The sequence below is a fragment of the Shewanella atlantica genome, from assembly GCF_003966265.1.
Lineage (GTDB): Bacteria > Pseudomonadota > Gammaproteobacteria > Enterobacterales > Shewanellaceae > Shewanella > Shewanella atlantica.
In genome coordinates, this window is record NZ_RXNV01000003.1 from 376,114 (window position 1) to 402,130 (window position 26,017).

Here is a 26,017-nt window from a genome sequence, read left to right on the forward strand (position 1 = left end):
CTTACAAAATACCTAAACTCAGAGCAGACCAGATATCTATCACTCTTAACGGTGCATATGTTATAAATAGGTTAAATGCATTCATCATCAAGGATAGAGGGGGAGCTAGATTTGATTATTGCTGAAACGGACAGGCTGGTTTTACGGCACTTCAACGACCAGGATACTCATGCCATATACCTGCTTAACAGCATTCCGGAGATATTGACCTATATTCCAGGCGAGCCTATGTCATCAATATCTCAGGCCGAGCAGATATTGAATGAAGTCATACTACCAAGCTATGAAGAGTTAGGTTATTGCCGCTGGGCTGTCGAGCATAAAGCCGATAAACGCGTCATAGGGTTTTGCGGACCCAAATTTGTTACCGAATTTAACGAAGTCGAATTGGGGTATCGCTATCTGCCTGAATATTGGGGCAAGGGGATCGGCTTCGAAGCCGGAAGTAAGGCGCTGGAAGCGTTCCCGCAATTTGGTATCGATGAGGCCATAGCCTTAATCTTGTTAGGTAATAAAGGCTCTGAAGCATTAGCCAGAAAAGTGGGCATGATTGAACGTGGAAGAGATAGCTATATGGGACATAAGGTCACGGTATTTCATAAGCAGTTAACGACTTAAGACAGGTTAAGACTAAAGCCACTGCTGCATTTTCGAATAAACAAACCTTTAGCATATAAAACGGGAGCCCTTTGGCTCCCGCTTACTTTTTTTCGAGTCAAACCTAGACCTTAAATTGGGTCAACTGATTAGACAGCGTCTCGCTGATGCGATTTAACGACTCGCAGGTTTCTACCGTATTCGACACCTGAAGCGATGTAAGGTTAGACAACTCGTTAATCTGAATCACTCGCTGATTCAACTCGTCGGTTACCCCGGTTTGCTCTGTAGCCGCATGGGCTATTTGCGTATTCATCTCTGTCACGGTATGCATGGAGCCGGTTATCGCATCCAGCGCCTCACTCGCAGATTGCGCACCTTGCAGGGTGTCAGAACTCACCGTCTTGCTCGACTCCATTGCCGTCACGGCTTGTTTGGTCAGAGTTTGGATCTCATCGATGATCTCCCGAATATCCTTGGTACTACTTTCCGCCTTTGCAGCAAGGGCTCTGACTTCATCGGCCACGACTGCAAAACCTCTCCCCTGCTCACCAGCCCTCGCGGCCTCGATGGCAGCGTTCAGTGCCAACAAGTTTGTCTGCTCCGATACCGACTGAATAACATTAACTACGGAGTAGATAGAGGAAGACTTTTGATCCAATGAATCGATGACATCCACAGCACTCTGTACTTCATCGGCAAGGCTGGCAACCGAACTCAACGCACTGTTAACGACCAACTTACCCGAATCGGCATGCCCATTGACCTCAACCGCCGCCGTTTCGGCACCTATGGCATTCTGGGCAACTTCCTGGGAGGTGACACTCATCTCATTGATTGCGGTGGCTATCTGTTCAACTTCCTGCTGCTGTTTATGCATAGCTTCGTTGCCATCAGTCATGGCCTGCAGGGTTTGATTCGAGGCCTGACGTAACTCCTCCATTGAGTGGGTGACATCGGTAAGCAGAACCTGAATTTTTTCAACGAAACGATTGAAGGCGCCGGCAATCAATGCCATCTCATCGTCCCCCTCCGCCTCAAGCCGCTGAGTAAGGTCGCCATCACCATCGGCAATATCCTGCATAAGGTGCACAGTCTTATTGATAGGGTGAATAACGGCCCGCACGATAAGGAACGCGGCAGCCATAGACAGCAAGGCCAAAATCACTAACGCAGACACAAACAGTTTTTGTTGCCATTGCACTTCGCCGGAAGCTTCAGTCGCCAACTCTTTAATTTCGGCGCTGGTATCCATGGTCGATTGACTCACCTCAACCTGCTGACGCAAGAAAGCGTCTAACTCGGAGACCTTAGCAGCCTGCTGTGAAATTTGAACGCTGAAGTTGTCCATATTCTTAGACGAATCGACAATATTAATTAATGCCTCACGCCTGAGTCGCTCACTGATATCACCTATCTCATCGCTGACCTCTTCCAGAATAGACAGCGCATCTTCGTCGGTCACATCTTCCGATAGCTCTTCGATTGTGCCCATCAACTCGGTCAGTGTCTCGTTGATATCATCAACCTTCTTACTGATAAGTTTTGTTCTCTGGTTTGCACGCTTGATACCATCGACAATCGACATCATGTCGGCATTGACGACGCCGAGTTGCTGGCTTCCGCTGGCCGAGCCTTGCGTGGCCTTCTCGGCACTCTTTGCACTACTCGATGATGCATCGACAACCTGCTCAAAACGTTGAATCAGGCCATTGAAAGAGACCATAGCGCCAATGCTAATCCCGATAAGCAAAACACACAGTAGAGCGCCACTTGCATATAACTTTGTTTTTATTAGCATAAAGTTATCCCCGCTAAGTTAAGTTCTACTATTTCGCCGCCTCTTTCTCGTATAGCTTAACTGCGGCATTCATCTGCTTGAGTAACGGGAGATTAGACTGGGCAACGGCGTCAACTTGAGCCGGAGATATTGCAGTCGTTTTATAATCGGCGCCCTGTTCAACCAAAGGCTTAAACTTAACCCATAAGCCATCAACCACATCCAGTTGCTCTCGGATGTGTTGGGGTTTTGTACCGGGTAAACCTAACACCTCGTCGCCATCTTTTAACCCTTTAAGGGTACGGTCGAACAGGGAGTAGGTTTCGAGCAAATTCAATTTATTCTGCTCAACGTCATGGCCCAGGGCTATGAGAAAAAATTCTTTACTCATCTTCTGAGTCAGCATTCTCTGCTTACCCGAAAGGTTAAGGGTGGCAGCAAGACCCGGTGCCGCTTTCAGCCCACTCTTCTTCGCCTCTTTTTCATATAATCCCACCGCCTTATTCATCTGTTTCAGCAAGGGAAGATTCTGGCTGGCAATCACTGCTAACTGCTCATCAGACACGGCCTTAGAGGTAATAATTGATTGAATGACGGGATAGAACTCGGCCCAGATGCCGGCAACCTTATCGAGTTGGCGAACGATACGTTTACTCTCGGTAGCAGGCAGTCCCAGAGATGCGTCTCCCTCTTTCAAACCTTTAAGGGTTTTATCAAACAGTGATGAGGTGGCCGATAAGTTTGATAGGTTTTTTTCGGCGTCGACACTCAGCCCTATCAGAGTCACCTCTTTGGACATCTTCTGGGACAACATACGTTGCTTACCGGAGAGGTTCAAGATCACACCATATTCAGCCGAGGTGGGTTCAGCGTAAGCTGAAAAGCTAAAGCCAAACATCAAGCCACATAAAACGCACATGCTGATAAACAGGTTATAAAGTTTCATTTTCGAGATCCTTTCAATTAAAGCCTACACGTTCAGCTAAATAACCCGAGTTCAGGTTAAATAAAACTATAGTTCAATAATATGCCAATAGCTCTCGCTATTCCTACAAAGTTAAGCTGTTTAACCAACTACTTATGATATAAGCTCATGGTTAAACTCGTTCAGTTTACTTTACAGATTTTTAAAGTTATAAAACCAAAAATTTATTCGAACAGCAACTCTACTAGCATAGTAAATTATCACCTCAAATAGAATTGAGAGCCATTAGACCCTTGGCTATTTCTAACCAACCACTTCCACCAAGCCGTCAAGATCGATGCGAGCGGATTTCCCCCAAAAGTATTGCCCGAACACACATAATGAATGTCAGGCACATCAATTCCCCGTTCAAAAAACTCTCATTCCATCGACCCAGGTTTGGTTGACCTTGGTCTGCCATAAACGCTCAGGTTCAACGTTAAAGATATCGCTATCGATTAAGATGAAGTCGGCCTTCATTCCGGGTTTGAGTTGACCAATCAGATTCTCCTGATGGGCAGCGAACGCGGCATCACGGGTAAAACTCTTCAAAGCTTCGATAAGCGTCATCCTCTCCTGACTATACCAGCCACCCTCGGGCAGATTCTTATGATCCTGACGAGTTATTGATGCGTGCAGACCAAAGAAGGGGTTAGCCGATTCAATCGGGAAATCTGAACCTGCGGCAATGATAGCGTCAGACTCAAGCAGCTTCCGCCAGGCATAAGCTCCCTTGATACGCTTATTACCGAGTCGGTCTTCGGCCATATTTTTATCACTGGTGGCATGTGTCGCCTGCATCGAGGCGATGACATTGAGCTTGGCAAACCTGGGAATATCTTCGAGCCTTAGCACCTGAGCATGCTCAACTCTGTGTCTTAACTCCCGGGTTCCGGTCTGTTTAATCAAGGCTTCATAGTTATCCAGCACCAGTTTATTGGCATTATCGCCAATGGCATGGGTATTAACCTGAAAGCCCGCCTCCATGGCCATCTTCATGGTCTCCATCAGCTTCTTGTCTGAATAGAGGAGTAACCCCCTGTGACCGGGGAGATCACTGTAATCTTCGATGAGTGCTGCACCGCGGCTTCCCAGGGCTCCATCGGAGGATATTTTAACGCTTCTGATCGCGAGCTTATCTGAGCTATCCAGGTAGGGCCCCTTCTCCATCAGAGTCTTAAACTGCTCATCTGCCGCAGAGACCATGGTATAGACGCGTATAGGCATCAGCTCAGACTTAGCCAACGACTTATATACCTCCAGAGTCATACTTCCCACGCCGGCATCATGAACACTGGTGAGCCCAAGCTTTGCCAGTGCATTCATAGAGGTAAGCAGCACACTCTCCTGCTCAGAGCGCGTCAGAGAGGGAATGTTTTCAGTGATCAGATCCATGGCATTATCGATAAATACCCCGGTAGGTAAGCCGTTGGCATCACGAACGATCTCCCCTCCTTTGGGTGACTGAGTTTCGACGCCTATATTGGCCAGCTTCATGGCAGCGCTGTTCGCCCAGCCGGCATGACCATCGATGCGCCTGAGCCAGACCGGCGTATCAGGAAAGAGTTTGTCCAGGCTCAAAGCCGTTGGAAATGACTTTTCCGGCCAAAGAACCTGATTCCATCCTCGTCCCTGGATCCAACTCAGCTCAGGGTTTTCAGCGCGAAATAAGCGCACCCGCTCCACCGCGTCTTGCTCAGACTCGGCCCCTCGAAGTTGTACCCGCATCAGACTGAGACCGTATCCCAAGACATGCCCATGAGCATCGATGAGTCCCGGCAGCATGGTTTGCCCCTGACCATCGATATGTTTCAAATCCGCATCATCCGGTAATGACTCACCTTGAAAGAAAAGTCTATCGACCCTGTCCCCTTTAAAGGTCATGGCCTTGAACTGGGTTAACTTCCCATCATTGATGCTATAGCCTTTGATATTGGTGATTAAGCTCGTTTCACCCAAGGTGCTGAAACTAAGAAGAATACTGCTGGCGAGAAGTGATTTTATTATTTTTTTCATCATTTTATGAACTGCTCCCGTTTATATCTGTTTGATATTATCACGGGGTAATAATTGCGCAAATTTTCAAGAAAATTACTCAGAAAAAAGATAATGGAACTGAAACAAAAAAATGCCGGTCAATATGATTGACCGGCATAGGGTTGGAGGGGGGAGATTGTTGAAGGTGTTATCTACATATGGATCTTATTACACTGTGATGGTCTGACTTCGAACTGTTTTAATTATTTTTACACTCGTTAGCTTTAGTATATCCCTGCAAGAGCAACAATAATCGAATCTGACAGACGAGGGTATAGTGCATATCGAACCAGACAAGCATTACGTGAGGGTAATTAGGGCTATATTTGGCGGATTCAGCTTCACGGTAATAAACGGGCAGGCTGAAAATGGAAGGACAATGGGCTCGCAATCGGAAAAAAAGCCAAAAAAATGCCAGTCACTGATAAGTGACTGGCATTACCCTGGACTGATACCTCAAAGGACTTACCTCAAAGGACTTACCTTAAAGGACAGGCTTCAGAGGGTTTGCCTCAGGAAATTGCAGGAAAACTAATTCAAATACTTATACTTATACTAATACTTATGAATTTGTCCTATCTTCGCCGCGCGCGCATCATAGTCATCCGCATGACAACCTGAACAGCTGTCGTAGGCACGAAGCCAAGGTTTCATGTACAGCCCGTCTGCAGAGAAGTGTCTCGGGTCTTCTTTTGCCCCCTCGAGATCGATCTTGAGCAGGTGAGATTCACTAGGCATGTGGCAATCGGTGCACGTGGCGATGAACTCGTGAGCGGCTGAAGCGATTTCGCTACCAGGGACGTCGGCAAACTCCTTGGTATGACAGTCAGTACACTCTCTTACCATCGCGTCACCATGGCCAGGTTTATCTTGATAGTTTTCAGAGCGATGAGGGTTATGACAAGTTGAGCAGGTGAAGTCCTTCTTCTTACCCATGGCCACGCCAGTATCCGGATCGGCACCTATCAAGGTTGTCGCAGCATGACGGCCGCCACGGCCATCCCTGCGCCCTTCGGGGCCAAAGCCGGAGGTCCGCTTCAAGCGTGCATTCAGAGTTACGCCACCAAATTTCTGCTCAAAGGGAGACTGATAGTCCGGGTAACGTCTGACGGCATCATCTGTGGTATGACACTCCTGACAGGTTGCCGCCTTACCATATCCCATATCATCTGCAGTGTAATCGCCAGTAACACGTGCTTCTGCTAATTTAACAATGTTATGTTTTGTCGGGCCCTTAATGTGTTCACTACCTGCGCCATGACAACTTTCACACTGAACCCCGGTCATAGCAAAGGTGCCGCCCATTCCCGGCATATCATCCTGCCTATTCAGGTTTCGATTATCACCGGCACCTTCGGTGTAATCCTGCCAACCTGTGGTATGACACCTACCACAGTAGTCATAGCCATGTGAATCCGGTGCATCATTCGGGTTCCAGGGCCAGGTCATGTGGGCATTCGCTTCAGTCCCCTCTGGAACAGGGAATGTACCAACCGCATTCCCGGTCATGATGTAGCCATTCTGGTCGATGAACATGGTACTGCTCTTGTAACCACCGATAACGTAACTGATATCAGCCCAGCTGGAAGGGTTACCCAGCGTGTTATTTACATCGAAAAATTCCAGGATCCCATTAGGAATGGAGGAAAACGGGTAGATAGGTTTCTCTCCATTAACCTTTGTCAGCTTGAAGTTATGACCCGTCTCATAATAGGTTTTCTTATCTGTATGACAGACGACACAGGTATCTGTACCAACATAGGCCAGGGCCACTTCATCTGATAGCACCACGACAGTGACAGTCGACTCAGCCTCGCCGCCATTACCATCAGAGATGGTGTAATTGAGAATTGTGGCACCGACTTCATCTGACACGAACAAGATTTTATTATCTTGAATCAATGCCGTTCCTGCGCCAGATGTCACGGTCACGGTTTCGATAGTCAACGGGTCACCATCTGGATCGGTATCGTTGGCCAAGGCGTCGATCAGGATACTGCTACCGATAGTGGTTTCAGCAGTGCTTGGATTCGCAATCGGCGGATTATTATCTTCTGGTGGTGGAGGAGCTGGATCATCGTTATCGCTACCACAAGCCACCAACAAAGAGATCATACCCGCGAGTATTAACTTCTTATATGGAATGTGTATCTCATTTATATTCATCATGACATGCCCTTAATATATTTATTGCTCAATATATTGGATGTTATTTTTATTGTAGAACCGTTAGAACCTTAGTTCAAAACAGATATCGTCTTTCCGATTAGCACTTTTTATTTAACAGTCATACCTCATAAGTTAAGTCATTAACTCAATGAGGTATAACAATTAAAATATGATTCGAGCCTGTACGGCCAATCACATTACTTGCAGCAACAGTTAAACCTTCAAGACATAAAAGATGTCCTCACTGACAATATCTAAAAAGCCAGGTTAATGCTTAAGCTGTCTAGATGTAATGTAATTAACTATTCTCGCTTCATATTCCAATACCATAAAAGTAGTAGAAAGGTTCGCTTTACGGCATAGACTTATTGGCTTAAAAATGGTGCTTTTCGAACCTTGCAGTCATTTTGTGAACTCGTACCAATTGCACCGAATATCTGACCATTCCGTGGGAGTGCAAATCTGGGGGGGGGAGGCTGGAGCCCTCACAAGCCAGACGCCCTTCAAAGGTGGTCGGGCGTCAGCGGAGTCGGAACTGAATTAATTCGCTTTAGAGTACTCTTTGAACTGAGAGGGAGTGAGTAAAGTGTGCCGCTTAAAAAACCTGACGAAGTAAGGTACATCATCGAATCCCAGTTCATAAGCGATCTCCTGTACCTGAGAGTTATCTATGATGAGCCTTCTCTTGATCTCCAATATTGTGTGAGCATCTATCAGCTGCTTAGCGGTCTGATCACATGCCAGTTTACAAAGTTGGTTCAATGACTTATAGGAAATATGCAGCATCTCGGCATAAGCCGAGGCTTCTCTGGTCTGAGTGAACTTCTCCTCAATAGACAACAGGAATTGATTGAAGCGCATTGCCTGTGTCTCACTCAAGTGCTCGGTATTGCTTTTTCGTTCACGCGCTAGCGCCACCAGCAGGGATGAAAACAGCAACTGTATCAATAAGGGGTCGCTGTTAGCCGGTGTTTGAGCCCTATCGATCTCCAGCAACAAGGCATCACAAGTCTCGGTCAAAGAGTCACTCAAGGTAAAAACTGGCAGATATGAGCTCACCAGATGCGTGGGCGTAAAAAGAGGAATGCGAATATTGGTCAGGATCGAGTCGAAAAATGCTTCTGTCACATTGATCATCTTTCCCTGAGGACGACTGTCTAAATCAAACGCATGCACTTGATTTTTATTGACGAATATAAAACTGCCCTTCTGGAAAGTATGATACTGAAAGTCGATAAAGTGACCACCTTGCCCCTGAGTTATATAGATAAAGCAAAAGTAGTTTATTCGGTGAGGCTTTGAAGGGTCAAAATTACACTGAGATAGCTTATTATAAAAAATATCGAGATCTAAAACTTCTACTCCCGACTTTTGAATGTTAGGTGCACGAAATTCAACATTTGGTACATTTTCCATGTTTTTCATTAATTTCAATTCTTTACTTTGTTACCCGTTAAAAATGGCTCTTAACACTGACTTACTCTTGTAAATATCTTGAATAAGCAAAGTTATAGCTAACTGTTACCCTTTCACTATGTGGCTTGTAACGGGAACAATCAATAAGGATCTGAGTAAAGCAGGTCAAAGTTCTCAAATTAATTAAAAACTGATAAAAAAGGCATAAAAATACACTAAGTTTCCAATGTAAATAGAATTATTATTAATATACGAACCTAATAACTTAATTATCTTCATCTCTGAAAAAACTGAAACGACTCTTCCCCTGTTTTTTGGCCACATACATGGCAGTATCTGCTTTTTGCATCAACTTTTTAGCCTTCGTTGCATCATCAGGAAAAATGGCAATGCCGATACTGGCAGACACCTTTGTGGAACAATTTTCAACCAAGTCACCTCGTGCGACCAATTTTATGATCTTATCGGCAACGGATTCCACATCTTCACGCTTTTGAATATGATTCAATATCACCAGAAACTCATCCCCCCCAAGTCGGGCAACGGTATCCTCTTTTCTTACCGCATTATTCATCAGCGCCGCCACTTTTTTCAAAAGTTCATCCCCGACGTGATGTCCGTGAGTGTCGTTAACCTCTTTAAAGTTGTCTAAATCGAGAAACAGCAAGGCACCTTTCTTGCCGTCTCTTTGGGCAGCCGAGAGTGTCTGATTCAGCCGATATTCGGCCAGGAAGCGGTTAGGTAACTGAGTTAAGGTATCAAATGTTGCCTGCTGAATTAGCTTCTCCTCACTCTCTTTTTTCTCAGTAATATCTTCTATCGACCCTAAGTAATGAGATATCAGACCATCCTCATTCGTAATTGGCGTGATCAACACTCTATGCCACAGCAGCTGTTCATTACTCGTCTTATTCAAAAACTCTCCCCGCCAGGAATGTCCCTGAGAGACCTGTTGGCAGAGCTGTTTAATCTTATCTTCACTGGTATGTTCTGACTGTAATATTAGCGGCGTTTGCCCCACAGCCTCCTCCCTGGAATAGCCGGACAGCTCTGTAAACATTGGGTTGACGTACTCTATAATTCCCGTCGAATCGGTGATGAGCATGCCAACAGGGCTTTTCTCAACAGCAACGGTCAGCTTTTTCAAATCGTTCATCACAAGGTGCAGGTCCTGGGTTCGCTCCTCCACCCGCTCTTCCAGTGATTCATTTTGCTTTTGAATAAAGCTATGCTGCTCCTCTATGGTTACCAGCATGGCATTGAAATTATTGGCCAATAAGGCAAACTCGTCATTGCTCTGGATTTCGGCCCTGATCCCCAACTTTCCACTGGCAACCTCGATAGAGGCTTTCGTCAGATTGAGCACCGGAGAGAGAAGACGTCTGGTGATGACGGTACCTAATACCATGATGATCACCACAGACAAGAGCGTCAGATACACATATTGAGAAAACAGGGCAGACTCGATACTTTCAAGCTCTTTACGAGGTTTTAACAGCAAGATAGAACCAGGCATACCACCACTCATCTGAACAAGATCTTTAGCGGTTACAAAGTACTTCTGCTTTAAAAATTTAATCTCAATGATTGAATCGGTTTTTTTTAATAACTGTAGATATTCCAGATAAGGCAGGGGGATATCGATAAGCGGTTCTCCATCGATTTTTATTGTCGATGCCATTACCGCCCGATCCCGAACGATGGCCATCTCAATGTCATCATCACCCAGTTGAATATCCGCCAGATAATTATCATCGATAATCTTCCCAACAATGACAAAGCCTATACTCTCGGTCATTGAGCCCTTTTTGAATACCGGGCTGGCAGCATAAAATGCAAACTTGTTGCTATCTCCGACAATCGCACTCTTAGTCATTAATGACCTTGTCACCTGCCGGATAAGTTCCACACCTAAAAACGAGTTCCCTAGATAATCACATTGATGGGAGCAGTAGATCACCTTTCCCTTATTATCGAGAAGATTAACGAACGTGTTCTCGAAGAAAACAACCTCATGTTCCATAAAGAAATGCTCTACATTTTCTACAGACAATTCGGATCGGGTTAAAATTTCTTTAAGCTCATTTTCATCCGCTAAATGCTTGGACCAGGTCTCGGACGCGGTGACAAACTGTTTTATTGCAAACTCATGAGCATCTAAAATGCCATGAAACTCAGAATGTATCAGGTGTGAATAATTACTTTGAACCATTTTAAGGTTGAAAAACAGGCCAACCCCAAGCACAAACAGGATAGCCACAAGGAAACTCCCCGTGAGTTTATAACCAATCTTCTTCGTGAAAGGAAAGTATTTAGTTAACTTACTCCCTGTTGGTAACCTATTCATTTCCGGTAAATTCCGGATAGTGTTCATCAAATGCCTGTTTAACCCAATCCAATGTTCTATCTGTGTGGCAACCACCATTTTGACAGGAGTTAGGCATATTCAAAGCCTCTGTCGCAACAGGCGGTACAATTTTAAAAGCATGGCTTCGAATAGGAAAAGCCCCGCCGGACTTAATAATGTAGGGCATATGGCAATCGGCACATGTAGCCGCACTCGGTGGGCAGGGGGTATGCGCCCTGCCGGTATCGGCAGCCTTATTTGAAAAACTATCCAGATGACAAGATCCACAACGTTCGGCACTCATATGTAATGATTTAAATTCACGATCTAATCCATGGGGGTCGTGGCAAACCACACAAGATATCCCCTCCTGAGCCGTTTCGAGTGTTGGTTTATTTCCCTCCTCCGCAAACAGATAATCTGCCGAGTGACACTCGAGACACTCATCGGTGAGTTCACCTCTGTCTGGTGTCATTTTCTCTTTCAAGTTTCGAAGAGACTTACTGTGCGCCGATACCGAAAAGTCCGCAAACTCCTGATGTCTGTTTTTTGATAATCCTGTAGCCCACCAATTCTTGCCTTTACTGTCGTTTTGCTTCGTTGATTGCTGATAATCGGCTGGCAGCTCTTCTCCGGGTTTATAGTTCAGCGGAAAATTAAAGCTGGTTTGCATATGCTCGCTCCCTCGACTCTGCTGACCTCGGCTATGACACTGCCCGCAGACGGAGTTTTTAACCGACACGATTATCTCATTATCTTCAGGGGGAAGATCATTAGCATGACAAAGCGCACACAGGCTATCCGGGGCGAGTCGCTGTTGCTGCTTTACGTGTTTACTCGCCTGCCCATGACAGGCTTCACAACCTATCCCATACTCAGAAAACTCATAAGTATCGGAATTAAATCCTGTGGTATGGCAACCATTACAATTGGTCGACAGGGGAGTCTCTCTCCAACTATCAACTTTATATGGGACCCATTGCTGGGTCGTTATCAGCCACTTAGCAGGAAACAGATAATATTCTCCATCGATCATTCTGGCATAGACCTGCTCCCACTTATTGCCTATGACAAATTCAATCTCCTTTTTTTTGAAGGTGACAACTGGAGTATCGATGTCAAAATCACCTTGTATCTCATCGAGGTTATTAACAGGTTGAAACATGATGGGGTGTAGTGTTTGGTTTTTCCAGGAATCATATCTGACACTGTGGCACTGCTGGCACGCCTCAGAGGTTACATAGTGCGCCTTATCGTTTACGTCATAATGAAAGTAAACTAGCCCGCTCAGCAGACAAGTCAGTACTGCTAAGAAAAGGTAAAGTGCGATTAGAATTCTTCTTTTACTATTCATCAAGACCCTTAATCCAGCCGGGTAGCTCACTAGCTTCTAGCTAATTGTTATTTTTTGTTACATTTAATATAGCGATTAAAAAGAGTATGGCAATCTTGCTATGTATATTAGTGAGGCTCTTTTGATCTACTTCCAGTTTTAGTTGTCGAATCAACTAATAATTCAATGCTCAAAGTCGCTAAGATAAAACCCACAGAGAAAGAGAAAGTTCAAATTCGATGCTGACGCCTTTACCAGGAAGCACTAGCATGTTTGCATCTTACTAATGCGAACTCTGGCGGTGTAGCCAATTCAGAAAGGCATTTTACAACTACTCAGTAACTCCCTTACGTTTCTCAAAATATCACTCTTCAGCGTCTCTTCCAGATCATAACCAATATATGATTTGGTCACGCAACTTCGTTCAACAACAGAGAAGTACGCTTGCAGCGGATTGGCTAGTGATGCGTAGATGGGAGAGCTGTATTGATCAAACTGATCTGCGGTTATATCGAATGTATAACCGTCGACTTCGAGCCAATAGTGATGTTCATTCTGATATCGATGCAAACCATGGATCAGCTGAACCATAGAGTCAGGGAAACGCTCATTTAACAAGTAGCCAAGGTAGATGGAAGCCCCCCGACAGGAGTTCTTCGGGAAACTGGAGAAGAAAGGTAAACTTATCTTATCTCCGTTTTTCTGAAAAACGGCTCGCACTCGCTTGCTGAAGAACACCAGCTCTCTATTCATCGCCGCTTCCTTTCTATTAATCTCAATCTAAAGCCTAGTTCACCCCCTCCAATTTAGCTTCCTGGGCCTCCACTTACAGGATGCTTACAAACGCTTACTCAAGGCGGACAACCGCTTACACTCCAGAGCCAATGTCGGTGATATTCTGCCAGCACTTAGGGATGAGCATCAAAATCACACCGCAATTCATCTCTATCTTAGGGCTTTAAATCATGTCAGCTTTGTTTAATCGTTTTTCAAAGTGCCAGTTGAGCACTAATCAGCTTATTCTGTTGGTCGCACTCTACTTTACTCTGGTATTTAACTTCCCTTTTCTTAAAGAGGTGACGACCACAGTTCTGTCCTTGGAAAAATTTAACCTGCTGTTTCTGGCTACAGTCCCGATAATGGCATTCAACCTGTGTACAATTCTGTTTTCACTTTTTTCAGCCAGACCCATTCTAAAGCCCGTCCTGATCGGTTTGACCCTTATCTCGTCATTAGTCTTCTATGCCAAGGTGAGTTACGGTGTCGTATTCGATTACGGTATGATCCAAAACTCCGCACAAACCAACACCGCAGAGGCTATGTCTTACCTGAACTGGCATGTGGCAGCCTTCTCTCTCTTTACCGGAGTATTACCGGCCACATTTATCTTGTGTGTAAAAGTCCAGCAATACCCAAGGATAAAATCTTTAATATCCAGAATAAAATTGATCACTATCTCACTCCTTTCAATCCTCATCATAGCCGCAATTTTTTACCCCAACTACGCCTCAGTCGGGCGCAACAACAGACACCTTCAAAAATCTTCGATCCCCTTTCCATATCTGGTCGACAGTTTCAAATATACGAGAGACCACTACTTTACTGAGCCGAGAAGCTTTAAAGTCCTGGATGAACACCCCACTCTGGATAGCGCTGGTGATGGGCAGAAAAAGGTGATTGTCATGGTGGTGGGCGAGACGGCGAGAGCTCAAAACTTCTCATACAACGGCTATGCTAAGCCGACTAATCAGGCCACCGAAAAGTTCGGACTGATATCGTTTGAGAAGATGTTTTCCTGTGGTACGGCAACCGCGGTCTCCCTCCCCTGCATGTTCTCGACATTGACCAGAAGCAGTTACGATGAACTTGATGCCGAATATGAACAAAATTTATTGGACCTGGTATCGCTTGCCGGAGTCGATGTGCTTTGGATAGATAACAACGGCTGCAAAGGTGTGTGTGCACGCGTGCCCACCATCAATATCGATGTAAAATCCAATAACCCTCTTTGTGATGGCGAATACTGTTTCGATGAGGTGCTGATTGAGCCGCTGCAAGAGAAACTTGCACACCTAAGCGCTCCGACCACCCTGATTGTACTGCATATGATAGGTTCTCATGGGCCGACCTATTTCAAACGTTACCCCAGTGAAACGCGCCCTTTCAAGGATGATTGCCAAAGAAGTGATATACAAAACTGTTCACCTGAGTCTCTGGTCAACACCTACGACAACACGATTGCCTATACCGATCTGGTACTCTCTGAGGTCATATCGAGTCTGAATGCCCTGCCACAGAGTGTACAACCCTCTATGCTATACGTCTCGGATCATGGTGAGTCTCTCGGCGAGTCCGGTGCCTACCTTCACGGTTTTCCCTATGCATTCGCCCCAGAAGAGCAAAAGCATATCCCTCTGTTGGCCTGGTTTCCCGAGCATCGCAGCCCCTATATTGATACCACTTGCCTTCAAAACCGCGCTAAGAAAGATACCTTCAGCCACGACAATATTTTCCATAGTATGTTGGGTATGTTGAATGTTCACTCGACGCAATATGATAAAAGTCTGGATATGTTTGCAAGCTGTATGACTCCCCAGATTCAAGAAGGTATGAGGCTCACTCGAGTAAATAATTAACTAATGGCGAGTAGTTGGAGATAAAGCAAGCCTCCAACTTTTCATCTTTTAATAGGCTGTATATCGGCATAAATCATAACCATACCAAGCTTTCTCATACCCGGCTTTTTCTCACCCGGTAACTATACTAATGGGAGCAGTAGAAACGGATGACCGAGACTCTCTTATCAAAAAACATAAACCACCTGTAGTGAGACTAAAGCAGGGCTAAGGAGCCATTAATGAGCGATTTCATTCTTCTTAGTCTCGATTTCCTTGCGAGTCTGTTTATTTTTGTCATAGGTACCGGCGCACTGGTCGTTATCTACCTCTATATAGCTGACATCAAACAGCACAAACAAGCCATTCGTCACAATTATCCAGTTATAGGAAGATTCAGGTATATTCTCGAAAAACAAGGTGCATTTTTCAGGCAGTACTTTATGGCGATGGATCGTGAAGAGATGCCCTTCAACCGCGCCGAACGAAGCTGGGTGTATAAGGCGGCAAAAAATGTCGACCGCACCATTCCTTTCGGCTCAACACTTAGCTTAGACCCCTCGGGCACCATCATGTTTATGAACTGCGCCTTTCCGACACTGGAGGAGGATTCCGTGGCACCCGGCCCAATAACCATAGGCGAAGGATGCCGTTTTCCATACACTGCGGGTTCAATTTTTAATATCTCTGGGATGAGTTATGGCGCCATATCTAAACCCGCCGTTCAGGCCCTATCCCATGGCGCCCACTTGTGCGGTTGCTGGCTAAATACAGGAGAAGGTGGGCTGAGCCCCTACCATCTGGAGGGAAAGGCCGATCTCGTTTTTCAAATCGGTACAGCTAAATACGGCGTCAACGATGAACAGGGCAGACTTAGCAAGGAGAAGCTTTATAAAATTGCCGCTCATCCGGAAGTGAAAATGTTTGAAATAAAAATCAGTCAGGGAGCCAAACCGGGGAAAGGCGGCATTTTACCGGGCCGAAAGGTCACCGCCGACATTGCCACAATTCGGGGGATCCCCGAAGGGCAAGATTCGATAAGCCCCAATGGCCATAAAGAGCTAAGCAGTGTCGCTGACCTGCTCGATATGATAGAGCTGATAAGAGAGCTGACCGGTAAGCCCGTTGGATTTAAAGCCGTGTTCGGTTCGATGGAATGGTTTGATGAACTGCTGGCAGAGATTGACCTGCGCGGCGAACAATCTGCCCCCGACTTTATTACTATCGACAGTGCTGATGGAGGAACAGGCGCCGCCCCCCAATCACTGATGGACTACGTTGGCTTACCACTGAAAGAGAGTTTACCTCTGGTCGTAAAACACCTGGAACGGCATCAACTAAAAGGCAGGATCAAGGTAATTGCATCAGGCAAACTCATTACCCCTTCCAAAGTCGCCTGGGCGCTTGCTCTGGGCGCCGATTTTATTGTATCGGCCCGTGGGTTTATGTTCGCTCTTGGATGCATTCAGGCTCTGCAATGTAATAAAGACACCTGCCCTACGGGTATCACCACCCATAACAAACGCTTACAGCAAGGCTTAAATGTCAAAGACAAAACCCTCAGAGTCGCTAACTACAACAAACATATCCATTACGGCTTAGGGTTAATTGCCCACTCATGCGGTGTGAGTAATGCCAGAGAGATAGACAAGAAACATATAAGGATTGTATCCGAAAATGGCCTATCTATCGCGCTGGATAAACTCTACGAAAATTACCGATAACTCCGAACGGCCAGGACTATAGCTGAAGCACTGAAAACGAATTAATTTCGTCGGTGGTGAGATACCGCCACTGACCGACTTCAATATCGAGGGTAATATCGCCAATTTGCTGTCGATGCAGGCCGTTAACCCGGTTGCCTACGGCGGCAAACATACGCTTCACCTGATGGTATTTACCTTCCGTGATAGTTAACAGCACCTCTTTGGGGCTCTGCACCTCCAATTTCGCAGGGCGAGTCAATGATATCTCCCCCTGTAGTTGCACGCCCAAGGCAAATTTATCGGCGACATCATCATTGATAGGGTCGCGCAAGCTAACCCGGTACACTTTTTCACAATGATATTTAGGATTAATAATATTAAACGACCAACGTCCATCGTCGGTAACTAAGACTAACCCTGTAGTATCTGCATCTAATCGCCCGGCTATATGAAGGTCACACACCTTATCTATATCGAGACAATTCATCACAGAGGGATAATCGCCATCGACATTTGAACTGAGAGTATTGAGGGGTTTGTGCATCATTATATAACGCGAGGCCCTAGGGGTGAGTAACTTTCCAGACAGAGTAATACTATTATTTTCATGTACCTGAACGGCTGGGTCGGTGATCACCTCGCCGTTAACGCTCACCTCAGCTGACTCAATCAGTTCACCTGATTGGGCTCGAGTCAACTCAGTACTTTTACACAAAAATTTATCGAGGCGCATTACAAAATTATCAACATAAAAAGAAACTAGGGCCGCTATTATCCTCATTCATATGTTAAGTTCAACTACTATACCAATCGGTATAAAGGTGTGGTCACTCTTCGAGAATTTAGCGCTTGTGAGGCAAGGCCATTAATTGCTCCTCGGTAACTGCTCCATGCGCTACTCTACCTCCTATGTCCATATAGTCGTGCATAAATGGCATTTGCAACATCCATGTTGCTCGCAACGAGTGAGAAACATAGTGAAACTAGGTTTAAACTCGTTAACGCCGTATCGCAAGTGCTAAAACTCGCCTTTCAGGAGTGTTTTTGGCAGCCTACTTCTGTGTTGAGAGAGTTCAAAAGGGAGCACCATTCTCTCACTCTTTCGCCTTGAATTATGCTGCCAAAAATAACTCTGAGTTGACCACTTTCTTATACCGGTTGGTATTAGCCATCACGAGTCACTATGAGCTAGAATTTCTGAACACTAGAGTCTAAAACTAGAGTAAGTTTACACTGACGGGGTTCTCCCCCACTTTTGCCAACTAAACCCTTCTCTTAACTATGAAAAGAGGTCAATTCAATGTCTACTCGCGTTTATGTTATCGCACAATTTCGCCCAAAAGCCGGTAAAGAATCTGAATTGTTTGAAGTATTAAAAGCACTCGAGCCAGATGCTCTGCGTGAGCAAGGCTGCATTCAATATATGCTCACACGTCAGATTGACCACCCCAGCGCCACCCGGACTAACTACCCCATAGTGTTTAACGAAATATGGGCCGATGGTGAGAGTTGGGCGGCACATGGCCGCCGTAAACAGATACACCACTTCTTCAATACACAGGTCATTGCAAAAGATGGCCTGGTCGATGATGCCATCGTCACCGCATACACAGACGAAGGATACGACTACGACGCCCCCATCTTTGGATTAGGCGCCAAATAACATACCGAAACACCTCTACTCTTACCTGTCAGTGATAAACTGCAGGTAAGAGCGTCCGTACCATGCTCAACAGACCTAGCTAATGCCATGCAGCCCCCTAAACCTAACTAGTTAAAGCAATCGAACAGCACCTAATAAATCAAATAGATATACTTAACATTCGACGTTTGTTCTACTTGCTTAAATTCAGGATGGAGTTTAACCTTTCTGCAACAGAATCAGGGAGATGATATTGTGGGCAAAAAATCTATTGAGCCTGAAAAACATAGGATCAAAACATTTTCCAGAGAAAGGTCAGAACCCTCTTACGATAACCGAGTTTTACGAGAACTGGGTGTTGCATAGCGTCATGGAAGAACGGGGTCATAGTTGAATACTAAAGTCACATATCTCAAATTCATTGTAGTAACGCTGTTTTTAGTCTGGACGATCTTAATCGTTTCCATCCTGGTAAATTGGTTTAATCAGGAGAATCGTCATGCCGAAAGGCTGGCATTCAAAGAAGCCACTGTAAGCATAAAAAAAGATCTGGCCTACCGCTCCTGGGTCACTTCCCACGGCGGGGTCTATGTACCGATAACCGAGCAGACCAGGCCCAACCCTTACCTCTCCCATATCCCCAACCGTGATATAAAGACTGAGGCTGGTATGTGGTTAACACTCATGAATCCTGCTTACGCAATCAAGCAGACGATGAAAAACTACTCTGAGCTTTACGGAACGAAGGGACGCATAATCAGTAATTTGCCACTCAACCCCGACAATAAAGCCGACAAGTGGGAGTCTAACTCTCTGAATATTATCGAAAACACCAGAACTCCCCATCACGAAATCCATCCCATCGATGGTCAGGATCATATGCGGCTCATTATCCCGCTATTTACCGAGGAGGGATGCCTGAAGTGTCATGGTCATCAAGGCTATACAGTTGGTGATGTACGTGGTGGAATATCGGCGTCGATTGCACTTGCTCCCTATTACACTAGTGCAGTTTCACGCTTGAAAGCCAGTCTCCCCTATGTTGTCGTGGTCTGGTTGATTGGCGTGGCCACAATTTTGCTCGGGTACTGGCGTACCCGGCGGTATATTTCAGAAAAAATAGCCAGTTATGAGCAACACATTTTCTCCATCGTCGACATGATAGAAAATCGTGACAGCTATACTGCCGGTCATACCAAACGTGTTGGGCAATATGCATCGCTTATCGCAAAGCAGATGGGCTACAGCGCTAAAGCCATAGATAAACTCTACCGCGCATCTATGGTTCACGATGTGGGAAAGATATCTACCCCCGACTCTATCCTGTTGAAACCGGGCAAGCTATCACCTTTAGAGCGTAAGATTATTCAGCAGCATGTAGTAACCAGCTACCAGATGTTAAAGCGGGTAGATATCTTTCAGGGGATTGCCGAGATAGTGCGTCATCACCATGAACAGTATGATGGATCCGGTTACCCTCAGGGGCTGAAAGGTGAGCAGATCCCTAAATTGTCACAAATAATGAGCGTGGCCGATGCATTCGATGCCATGACGACAGATCGCGTCTACAAGGGCAGAAAAACTATTCAATCAGCACTCGAAGAGCTTCAACTGCTGGCAAATAAACAGTTTAACGCTGAAGTCGTCGAGGCGGCTCAGACAGCCCTGAAAGATATCGCCAGACCGAAATCAAACCAGCTGCCGGTAAATGAGATAGAGAAAGAGCGATTTGCCTACTTCTACAAAGATCAGTTAACCGGCGCCTATAATCGTGACTACCTTAACAATATGCTGCTGATCAACAGTGACAAGCAGAGCGAAGATCCCTATAACTGCATTAATCTGATTTTATTGACCAACTTTACTCAATACAATAAAGAACAGGGTTGGGAGAGAGGCAATAAGATACTTATCCATGTAACACAATCCTTGCTCAGCTCATTTCCTGACGCATTGATATTCAGGATACACGGTGATGATTTTATCGTACTGCATAAGCAACACTATGCAATCGAGGGGGAGTTAGGCCCGATTGATGCCCTGCTGGAAGGCACAGAGATTTCGCTCGATACCCTGCATGTCAATATAAAAGAGGACGGTATCGGCTCGGTCGATAAACTGGATAACTGGTTAGTTTCAGCTAATAGAGAAAAGGAGTCGCTAGAAAATAACCAACTGATTATTAGCCAGTAAATCCGATACCGACGAACTTATGTTTTTGCAGCCCCAAGCTTGGCACCACAATGGGGACATTGACATAAGTTCAGCTGCACGGAGCGGCCAGTTCCATCGGTTGCCACATGATGACATGCCGGACACCGCCCCCAACGATACAACCCAAAAACGTAAAAGAAGATGCCGAGCATCACCAGCGGAAAACCCGCCCCAAAAATGGATACGTGAGTGGTAAAAAACAGAACCAGCAAGCCGACACCAACCGCAGCAATGACGGCACAAACCTTAAAGTGCTTTCGTATTCGGATCATATTCGCCTGATAGATATCGACGAAATTTTCACTCTGGCGATCTAACGGATGACGCTCCTCCCCCGAGAGTATGGTGAAAAGTGCATGAGCAAAGATAACCCCGCCTATGGCGAAGGGACGCCTACGATATAGGCCGCCATATCTGGTCGACTCTCTCCCCACACTAAGTTTTCCAGTACAAACTGCAGAAGAATACCCGTCATGGCGATCAACCAGCCTATAAAAGCCTGTTTCTTAACCTTCTTACCATCGTATAACTTTTTCATCTTTTACCATAATTACCAAATGCACCATCTGATTTTACACAATATGGATAAACTTGCTTAGATACGGGTCCATTAACCGGTCAGAGAAAATCTGCGCCCCAACTAAGCATCACCTCCCATCAATCACTTCCAACCTTTCACTCCCCCCTCCTTTGTATCAGTTCAAATATTCTCACTTTAATTTCCCCTTGCGGACTTTTGTCCTAATAGCCTTACCGCTGTCGGTCGTAGTATCGAGTCAATTTATGACTTATGTCTGATAACGTAAGAGAGAAAATACTGATGACTGCACATATTAACGGCCAGATGGGCGACTTTGCCGAAACTATTATCATGCCTGGCGACCCGCTGAGAGCAAAGTACATTGCTGAGAAATTCCTCGATGATGCCGTCGAGATCACCAACATACGTAACATGCTGGGCTATACAGGCTTTTACAAGGGCCAGCGTATCTCTGTTATGGGCCATGGCATGGGGATCCCCTCTATGGTGCTCTACGCCCATGAATTGATTAACGACTTCGGTGTGAAGCGTATCATTCGTGTCGGCAGCTTAGGCGCGACCCAACAGGATGTGAAGCTACACGATGTGATCCTGGCGCAAGCGGCAGGCACTGACTCTCCCACTAATGCAAAGCGCAGCAGCGGTTACCAGATGGCGACCTCGGCCACCTTCGACCTGCTTCACAAGGCCTATACTTCGGCGGTTGAAAAAGAGATCAGCGTCAAGGTGGGTAACATCTTCAGTGGCGATATGTATTACGACCCCGATGAAGATATGATCCCGGCACTGGAGCGTTTCGGCGTACTTGGTATAGATATGGAGGTAGCCGGTCTCTATGGTTTGGCCCACCAGCAGGGCATCGAATCCTTAGCCATTCTAACCGTGTCAGATCACTGCCTCACCGGCGAAGAGACATCAGCCGAAGAGCGTCAGCTGTCATTTAACCAAATGATTGAGTTGGCTTTAGAGACTGCATGTAGCTAATACAAGACACGCCTTATCAGTCCACGCTCGCAGTATACCGATATCATTAATGGCAGTTTATGACGTGCCAATAAAAAAACAAATAATGGATCAACTGCGAGCCTTATAAAAGACACTTAGGAACGATGATGAAAAACAAAATATCACTCACCCTGTTGAGCTTTCTCGCCAACTTTATCATGGCGGGTTTTGCCACTCAGTTCGGTATGTTGATCGAACCTATCGCAGAAAAATTTTCGGCTAACGTCAATGAAGTCGCTTCAATTTTCTCCCTACTCAACGGCGGCGCGTTAGCGGGTACCGTTGCAGCCTTCTTCCTGATTGAGAAGATAGGCGTTAAACGTATCACCCTGATGAGTTATCTGACTATCGCCCTGAGCGCCACGGCGCTGCACTTCACCTCATCTTTAAGTGTGGTCATGATGGCCATGACACTTATCGGACTATGTGGCGGTGTGGGTCTGTGTATCGCAGGCACGATTGTAGTCTCGGTTTGGAAAGACAAGATCCAGAGCACTATGTTAGTGGTACAAGATGCCACATTTAATGTCGCCGGAGTGGTATTTCCGCTCATTACCACGTACGCCCTGAGCAATGCACTATCATGGAGTTACAGCTACCTGGCCGTTGGTTTAGTTGCCTTAGGTACGGCAATGATGGCCCTGATGACTAACTTCGACCTGTGTGAGAGCGCAGTAGATAAGGATTCAGGGGAAAATAGCGATGAAAAATCTGAATGGAATTTTTCAATAATCAGTGCAGGTATCGGTCTATTTCTGGGCATGTTGGCCCTCTATACCTTCCTGACCTGGGCTCCGATGTTTGTCAAACAGAAGTTCGATATTCCATTTGAAGAAGCGGGTAGCATCATCACTCAATACTGGTCGGCCGCCTTGGTTGGCGCCCTTATCTCCACTGCGATTGTATCGCGGGTGAAGATCCAACACTTCCTTATGGGAATGATGACTCTGGCCTTAATCATCACCAGTGTGATTGTCACCACAGATAAACTGGAATGGATGTCGTACCTCACGTACGGCTACGGCTTCGTCTGTGCGGCGCTCTATAACTCATTTATCGCCTACGGCGTCTCATTTGTGAAGCAGGCCAGCAGTAAAAATGTCTCCTTCATTTTAATCAGCGGCAGTGCAGGTGCCATGTTCAGTCCGGCAATAAGCTCCATGTTTGAAACCATTATCGGTCTGCAAACCGTGATGTATGCTATCCCTGTTATTTACGCCATGATCTTAAGTATGCTCATCATATCTCGACGTCAGACAGCGGTAAACAAATTAGCAAGGGCTTAACTTGTTAATGGTGAAATACCGATTTAAATAGGTATAATTGCCGCAACTGCAATCTTGAACAATGACCGGTTGAGTAACAAACTGACATGCGAAACAAGAGAACGATTCGAGTGAAGGCAAGAATGCGAAAAATCAGGATGAGACGTGCCAAACGGCTGAGTTTGTTGATGATGAACGCCAGTCAACAGAATGATAAACAGCGTAGTTTGTCTTTATCTAAAATTGCCTGAATTGAAAGCGACAGGAGCCCTGTAAGTTAATCGTCAAGCTTGCAGGGCTTTTATTCTCATCCATAGATAGAATTAGAAAAGTAGATAGAAAGAGCTCAAAATAAACAGGTCGAAATAAATAGCTAGGCTATTCGATATAGGCTTTTAGCCCTTCGAAATCACAGATAACTATGCCCTCCTTATCTCTTTTAATCAGCCCCAACTCCTCCAATTTCTTTACCGAGCGACGATACACACGATCGGTTGTCGCAAACCTCTCGGCCTCAAGGTAGCACTTAGTAAAGCCGTCGACAGGTTGATCGTTAAGATGCTGATGATACAGATCATAAGCGATGTTATAAGCTATAGGATATAACATGCGACGAGTCAGGATATCTATAGTGTCTTGATAATCGATAGCAATGGCACTGGCAAAGAAAAGCGCAAACATAGGTTTGTTGGTTAACGCCTGTTGCAGTTTATCGCCGCAAATAACCTCAATTTCTACATTCTCTTCGGCAATAATATCAAGCTGACACAGGTAACCACTAAAAAACTCCATCTCACCGAATAGCTGTGAGTCACAATCCATAGTTCCGAGCTGAAAGCTGCGACCGTTACGGGCGCAGTACCCTAATGAGACACGCCCCTGTTTCACTAAGATAAGTGAACTCACCTTCTGACCCTGCTGCATCAGTTTCTGATGAGCTGGCACAACTTTAGTTTCACTGATGCAATCGAGCATGATCTGCTCAACCTCGGCATGTTCCTGCTGCCAAAGCGTATGAAAGCGACCTTTCGAAAGTGGTTTTAACTGCATAGTGAATAAAATAGAAATAAAATTGAATTAGCCTATGTAGCCATTATACCCGAGCATATTACTAATGCGAGATTAAGCGGGATAAACAGGCTAGTTCAAACTCCCCTTCCCGCTCTTACTACTCATGCAACCGGGCTCAATTAACTGCCAAGGCCACTTAAAACACCAAAAACCAGGCTACAAAACTCAGCAGTAACTCTGCAGCGGCTCGGAAGAGAGCGGGGGGAGGATAGAGGCTGTGAATCACATATGAGCACAAAGGTTCGATATTCACCATTTATTCGCCGCGATTAACCTGCAGCTATTTTGAGCAGAAGTTTAAGCTTATCCCATCAAGAAAAACAAACATTGAGATGAGGGAGAACAATGAAAAAGACCATAGCGAGCGCACTGGTAATGGCGTTAGTTTCACTAACGGCGTGTAACGATGATTCCAACTCAAATGAGGAAAGTATGACTCTATCTAATAAAGACAAGGCCGTTGCGGTACTCAACAGCATAGAAACCGGCGATGAACAGGCGATTTCATACATTAACCCGTTGGAATACACCCAACATAACCTCGCTGTCGGCGATGGCCTGGCAGGATTTGGCGCCGTACTACAGGCGTTACCCGAAGGCAGCGCCAGGGTCAATGTAGTTCGCGCATTCGAAGATGAGGAGTTCGTTTTTACTCATACCGATTATAACTTCTTCGGACCCAAGATAGGGTTCGACCTGTTCCGCTTCGAAGATGGCGTCATTGTCGAGCACTGGGATAATCTCATCGTTAAGTCCGAGCAGCCCAACCCGAGCGGCCATAGCCAGATAGATGGTTCAACGACGGTAACAGATTTAGATAAAACGGCAGAAAACAAAGCCCTGGTAACCGATTTTGTCGATACCATATTGGTAAAAGGTGAGTTCGATAAACTGGCCAACTACTTCGATGGTGACAACTACCTGCAGCATAACCCGCAGATCGGGGACGGTGTGTCTGGCTTAGGTGCGGCGATCGAAGCCATGGCCCAACAAGGGATAGAGATGATCTATACCAAGAACTATAAAGTCCTCGGCGAAGGTAATTTCGTATTGAGCATCAGCGAGGGAACTCTGGGCGGCGCAGAAACCTCATTCTACGACCTGTTTCGCATAGAAAATGGCAAAGTCGCCGAACATTGGGATGTGATTGAAACTATCGCGCCTATTTCACAGTGGAAGAACAACAACGGCAAGTTTGGCGGTCTTTAAGTCGCTATTCACGCCAAGGCGCTAAGTTAAAAGTCTAAAAAGTGTCCGATATCTGCATTGAATATCGGGCACTTTTCTATTGATTTATAAGGTAAGTAACCCGAGG

At 45.7% G+C, this 26,017-nt stretch carries 20 protein-coding genes; 8 read left to right on the plus strand and 12 right to left on the minus strand.

Going from position 1 to position 26,017, the window contains the following annotated elements; all coding sequences use genetic code 11:
• Positions 1 to 111: 111 nt before the first annotated feature.
• Complete coding sequence (locus tag EKG39_RS10240) at positions 112 to 618, plus strand: GNAT family N-acetyltransferase (RefSeq protein ID WP_126505646.1); 507 nt, start codon at positions 112 to 114, stop codon at positions 616 to 618.
• Positions 619 to 721: 103 nt separating this feature from the next.
• Here the strand turns inward: EKG39_RS10240 and EKG39_RS10245 are convergent, their stop codons facing one another.
• The 8 genes from EKG39_RS10245 to EKG39_RS10280 form a co-directional block, all read right to left on the minus strand.
• Complete coding sequence (locus tag EKG39_RS10245; RefSeq protein WP_126505647.1) at positions 722 to 2,398, minus strand: methyl-accepting chemotaxis protein; 1,677 nt, start codon at positions 2,396 to 2,398, stop codon at positions 722 to 724.
• A 28-nt stretch (positions 2,399 to 2,426) separates the two neighbouring features.
• Entirely contained in the window at positions 2,427 to 3,323 is an 897-nt protein-coding gene (locus EKG39_RS10250; protein WP_126505648.1) for a type IV pili methyl-accepting chemotaxis transducer N-terminal domain-containing protein, read from the minus strand.
• A 387-nt stretch (positions 3,324 to 3,710) separates the two neighbouring features.
• Entirely contained in the window at positions 3,711 to 5,357 is a 1,647-nt protein-coding gene (locus EKG39_RS10255; RefSeq protein WP_126505649.1) for an amidohydrolase, read from the minus strand.
• 576 nt (positions 5,358 to 5,933) lie between these two features.
• Positions 5,934 to 7,547, minus strand: coding sequence for an Ig-like domain-containing protein (locus tag EKG39_RS10260; RefSeq protein ID WP_126505650.1), 1,614 nt, complete (start codon positions 7,545 to 7,547; stop codon positions 5,934 to 5,936).
• 540 nt (positions 7,548 to 8,087) lie between these two features.
• The gene (locus tag EKG39_RS10265; protein WP_126505651.1) at positions 8,088 to 8,972 is read right to left on the minus strand and encodes an AraC family transcriptional regulator; all 885 of its coding nucleotides are present in this window, start codon (positions 8,970 to 8,972) and stop codon (positions 8,088 to 8,090) included.
• Between the two features lie 256 nt (positions 8,973 to 9,228).
• Positions 9,229 to 11,223, minus strand: a complete 1,995-nt coding sequence (locus EKG39_RS10270) for a diguanylate cyclase domain-containing protein (protein WP_185817565.1) — start codon at positions 11,221 to 11,223, stop codon at positions 9,229 to 9,231.
• A gap of 79 nt (positions 11,224 to 11,302) precedes the next feature.
• A complete protein-coding gene (locus tag EKG39_RS10275) occupies positions 11,303 to 12,664 on the minus strand; it encodes a multiheme c-type cytochrome (protein WP_126505653.1) in 1,362 nt (453 codons plus the stop codon).
• 291 nt (positions 12,665 to 12,955) lie between these two features.
• Positions 12,956 to 13,396, minus strand: a complete 441-nt coding sequence (locus EKG39_RS10280) for a hypothetical protein (RefSeq protein WP_246028468.1) — start codon at positions 13,394 to 13,396, stop codon at positions 12,956 to 12,958.
• Between the two features lie 212 nt (positions 13,397 to 13,608).
• Between EKG39_RS10280 and EKG39_RS10285 the strand changes: the two genes are divergently transcribed.
• Together EKG39_RS10285 and EKG39_RS10290 are read left to right on the plus strand one after the other, a co-directional pair.
• Complete coding sequence (locus EKG39_RS10285) at positions 13,609 to 15,279, plus strand: phosphoethanolamine transferase (protein WP_126505654.1); 1,671 nt, start codon at positions 13,609 to 13,611, stop codon at positions 15,277 to 15,279.
• Positions 15,280 to 15,500: 221 nt separating this feature from the next.
• A complete protein-coding gene (locus tag EKG39_RS10290) occupies positions 15,501 to 16,982 on the plus strand; it encodes an FMN-binding glutamate synthase family protein (RefSeq protein ID WP_126505655.1) in 1,482 nt (493 codons plus the stop codon).
• Between the two features lie 16 nt (positions 16,983 to 16,998).
• On the opposite strand, the gene EKG39_RS10295 is transcribed toward EKG39_RS10290, so the two are convergent.
• Positions 16,999 to 17,697, minus strand: a complete 699-nt coding sequence (locus EKG39_RS10295) for a pseudouridine synthase (RefSeq protein WP_126505656.1) — start codon at positions 17,695 to 17,697, stop codon at positions 16,999 to 17,001.
• 567 nt (positions 17,698 to 18,264) lie between these two features.
• Between EKG39_RS10295 and EKG39_RS10305 the strand changes: the two genes are divergently transcribed.
• Both EKG39_RS10305 and EKG39_RS10310 read left to right on the plus strand, forming a co-directional pair.
• The gene (locus EKG39_RS10305) at positions 18,265 to 18,627 is read left to right on the plus strand and encodes a putative quinol monooxygenase (RefSeq protein ID WP_012143602.1); all 363 of its coding nucleotides are present in this window, start codon (positions 18,265 to 18,267) and stop codon (positions 18,625 to 18,627) included.
• Between the two features lie 369 nt (positions 18,628 to 18,996).
• Positions 18,997 to 20,799, plus strand: coding sequence for an HD domain-containing phosphohydrolase (locus EKG39_RS10310; RefSeq protein WP_126505657.1), 1,803 nt, complete (start codon positions 18,997 to 18,999; stop codon positions 20,797 to 20,799).
• A gap of 17 nt (positions 20,800 to 20,816) precedes the next feature.
• On the opposite strand, the gene EKG39_RS10315 is transcribed toward EKG39_RS10310, so the two are convergent.
• The gene (locus tag EKG39_RS10315; RefSeq protein WP_126505658.1) at positions 20,817 to 21,254 is read right to left on the minus strand and encodes a hypothetical protein; all 438 of its coding nucleotides are present in this window, start codon (positions 21,252 to 21,254) and stop codon (positions 20,817 to 20,819) included.
• A complete protein-coding gene (locus EKG39_RS23380) occupies positions 21,197 to 21,358 on the minus strand; it encodes a hypothetical protein (RefSeq protein ID WP_185817566.1) in 162 nt (53 codons plus the stop codon). The genes EKG39_RS10315 and EKG39_RS23380 overlap by 58 nt, the downstream gene beginning before the upstream one ends.
• 282 nt (positions 21,359 to 21,640) lie before the next feature.
• Between EKG39_RS23380 and deoD the strand changes: the two genes are divergently transcribed.
• Both deoD and tsgA read left to right on the plus strand, forming a co-directional pair.
• Positions 21,641 to 22,345: a purine-nucleoside phosphorylase gene (deoD, locus tag EKG39_RS10320; RefSeq protein WP_126505659.1), complete on the plus strand. Its 705-nt coding sequence runs from the start codon at positions 21,641 to 21,643 to the stop codon at positions 22,343 to 22,345.
• 128 nt (positions 22,346 to 22,473) lie between these two features.
• On the plus strand, positions 22,474 to 23,652 hold the full coding sequence (tsgA, locus tag EKG39_RS10325) for an MFS transporter TsgA (protein ID WP_126505660.1): 1,179 nt from the start codon (positions 22,474 to 22,476) through the stop codon (positions 23,650 to 23,652).
• Positions 23,653 to 24,009: 357 nt separating this feature from the next.
• Here the strand turns inward: tsgA and EKG39_RS10330 are convergent, their stop codons facing one another.
• Positions 24,010 to 24,681 (minus strand): Crp/Fnr family transcriptional regulator, encoded by a 672-nt coding sequence (locus EKG39_RS10330; RefSeq protein WP_126505661.1) that lies wholly within the window; start codon positions 24,679 to 24,681, stop codon positions 24,010 to 24,012.
• 366 nt (positions 24,682 to 25,047) lie between these two features.
• Here EKG39_RS10330 and EKG39_RS10335 point away from each other — a divergent pair, with 366 nt between their 5' ends.
• Positions 25,048 to 25,911 (plus strand): nuclear transport factor 2 family protein, encoded by an 864-nt coding sequence (locus EKG39_RS10335; RefSeq protein ID WP_126505662.1) that lies wholly within the window; start codon positions 25,048 to 25,050, stop codon positions 25,909 to 25,911.
• The last annotated feature ends 106 nt before the right edge of the window (positions 25,912 to 26,017 follow it).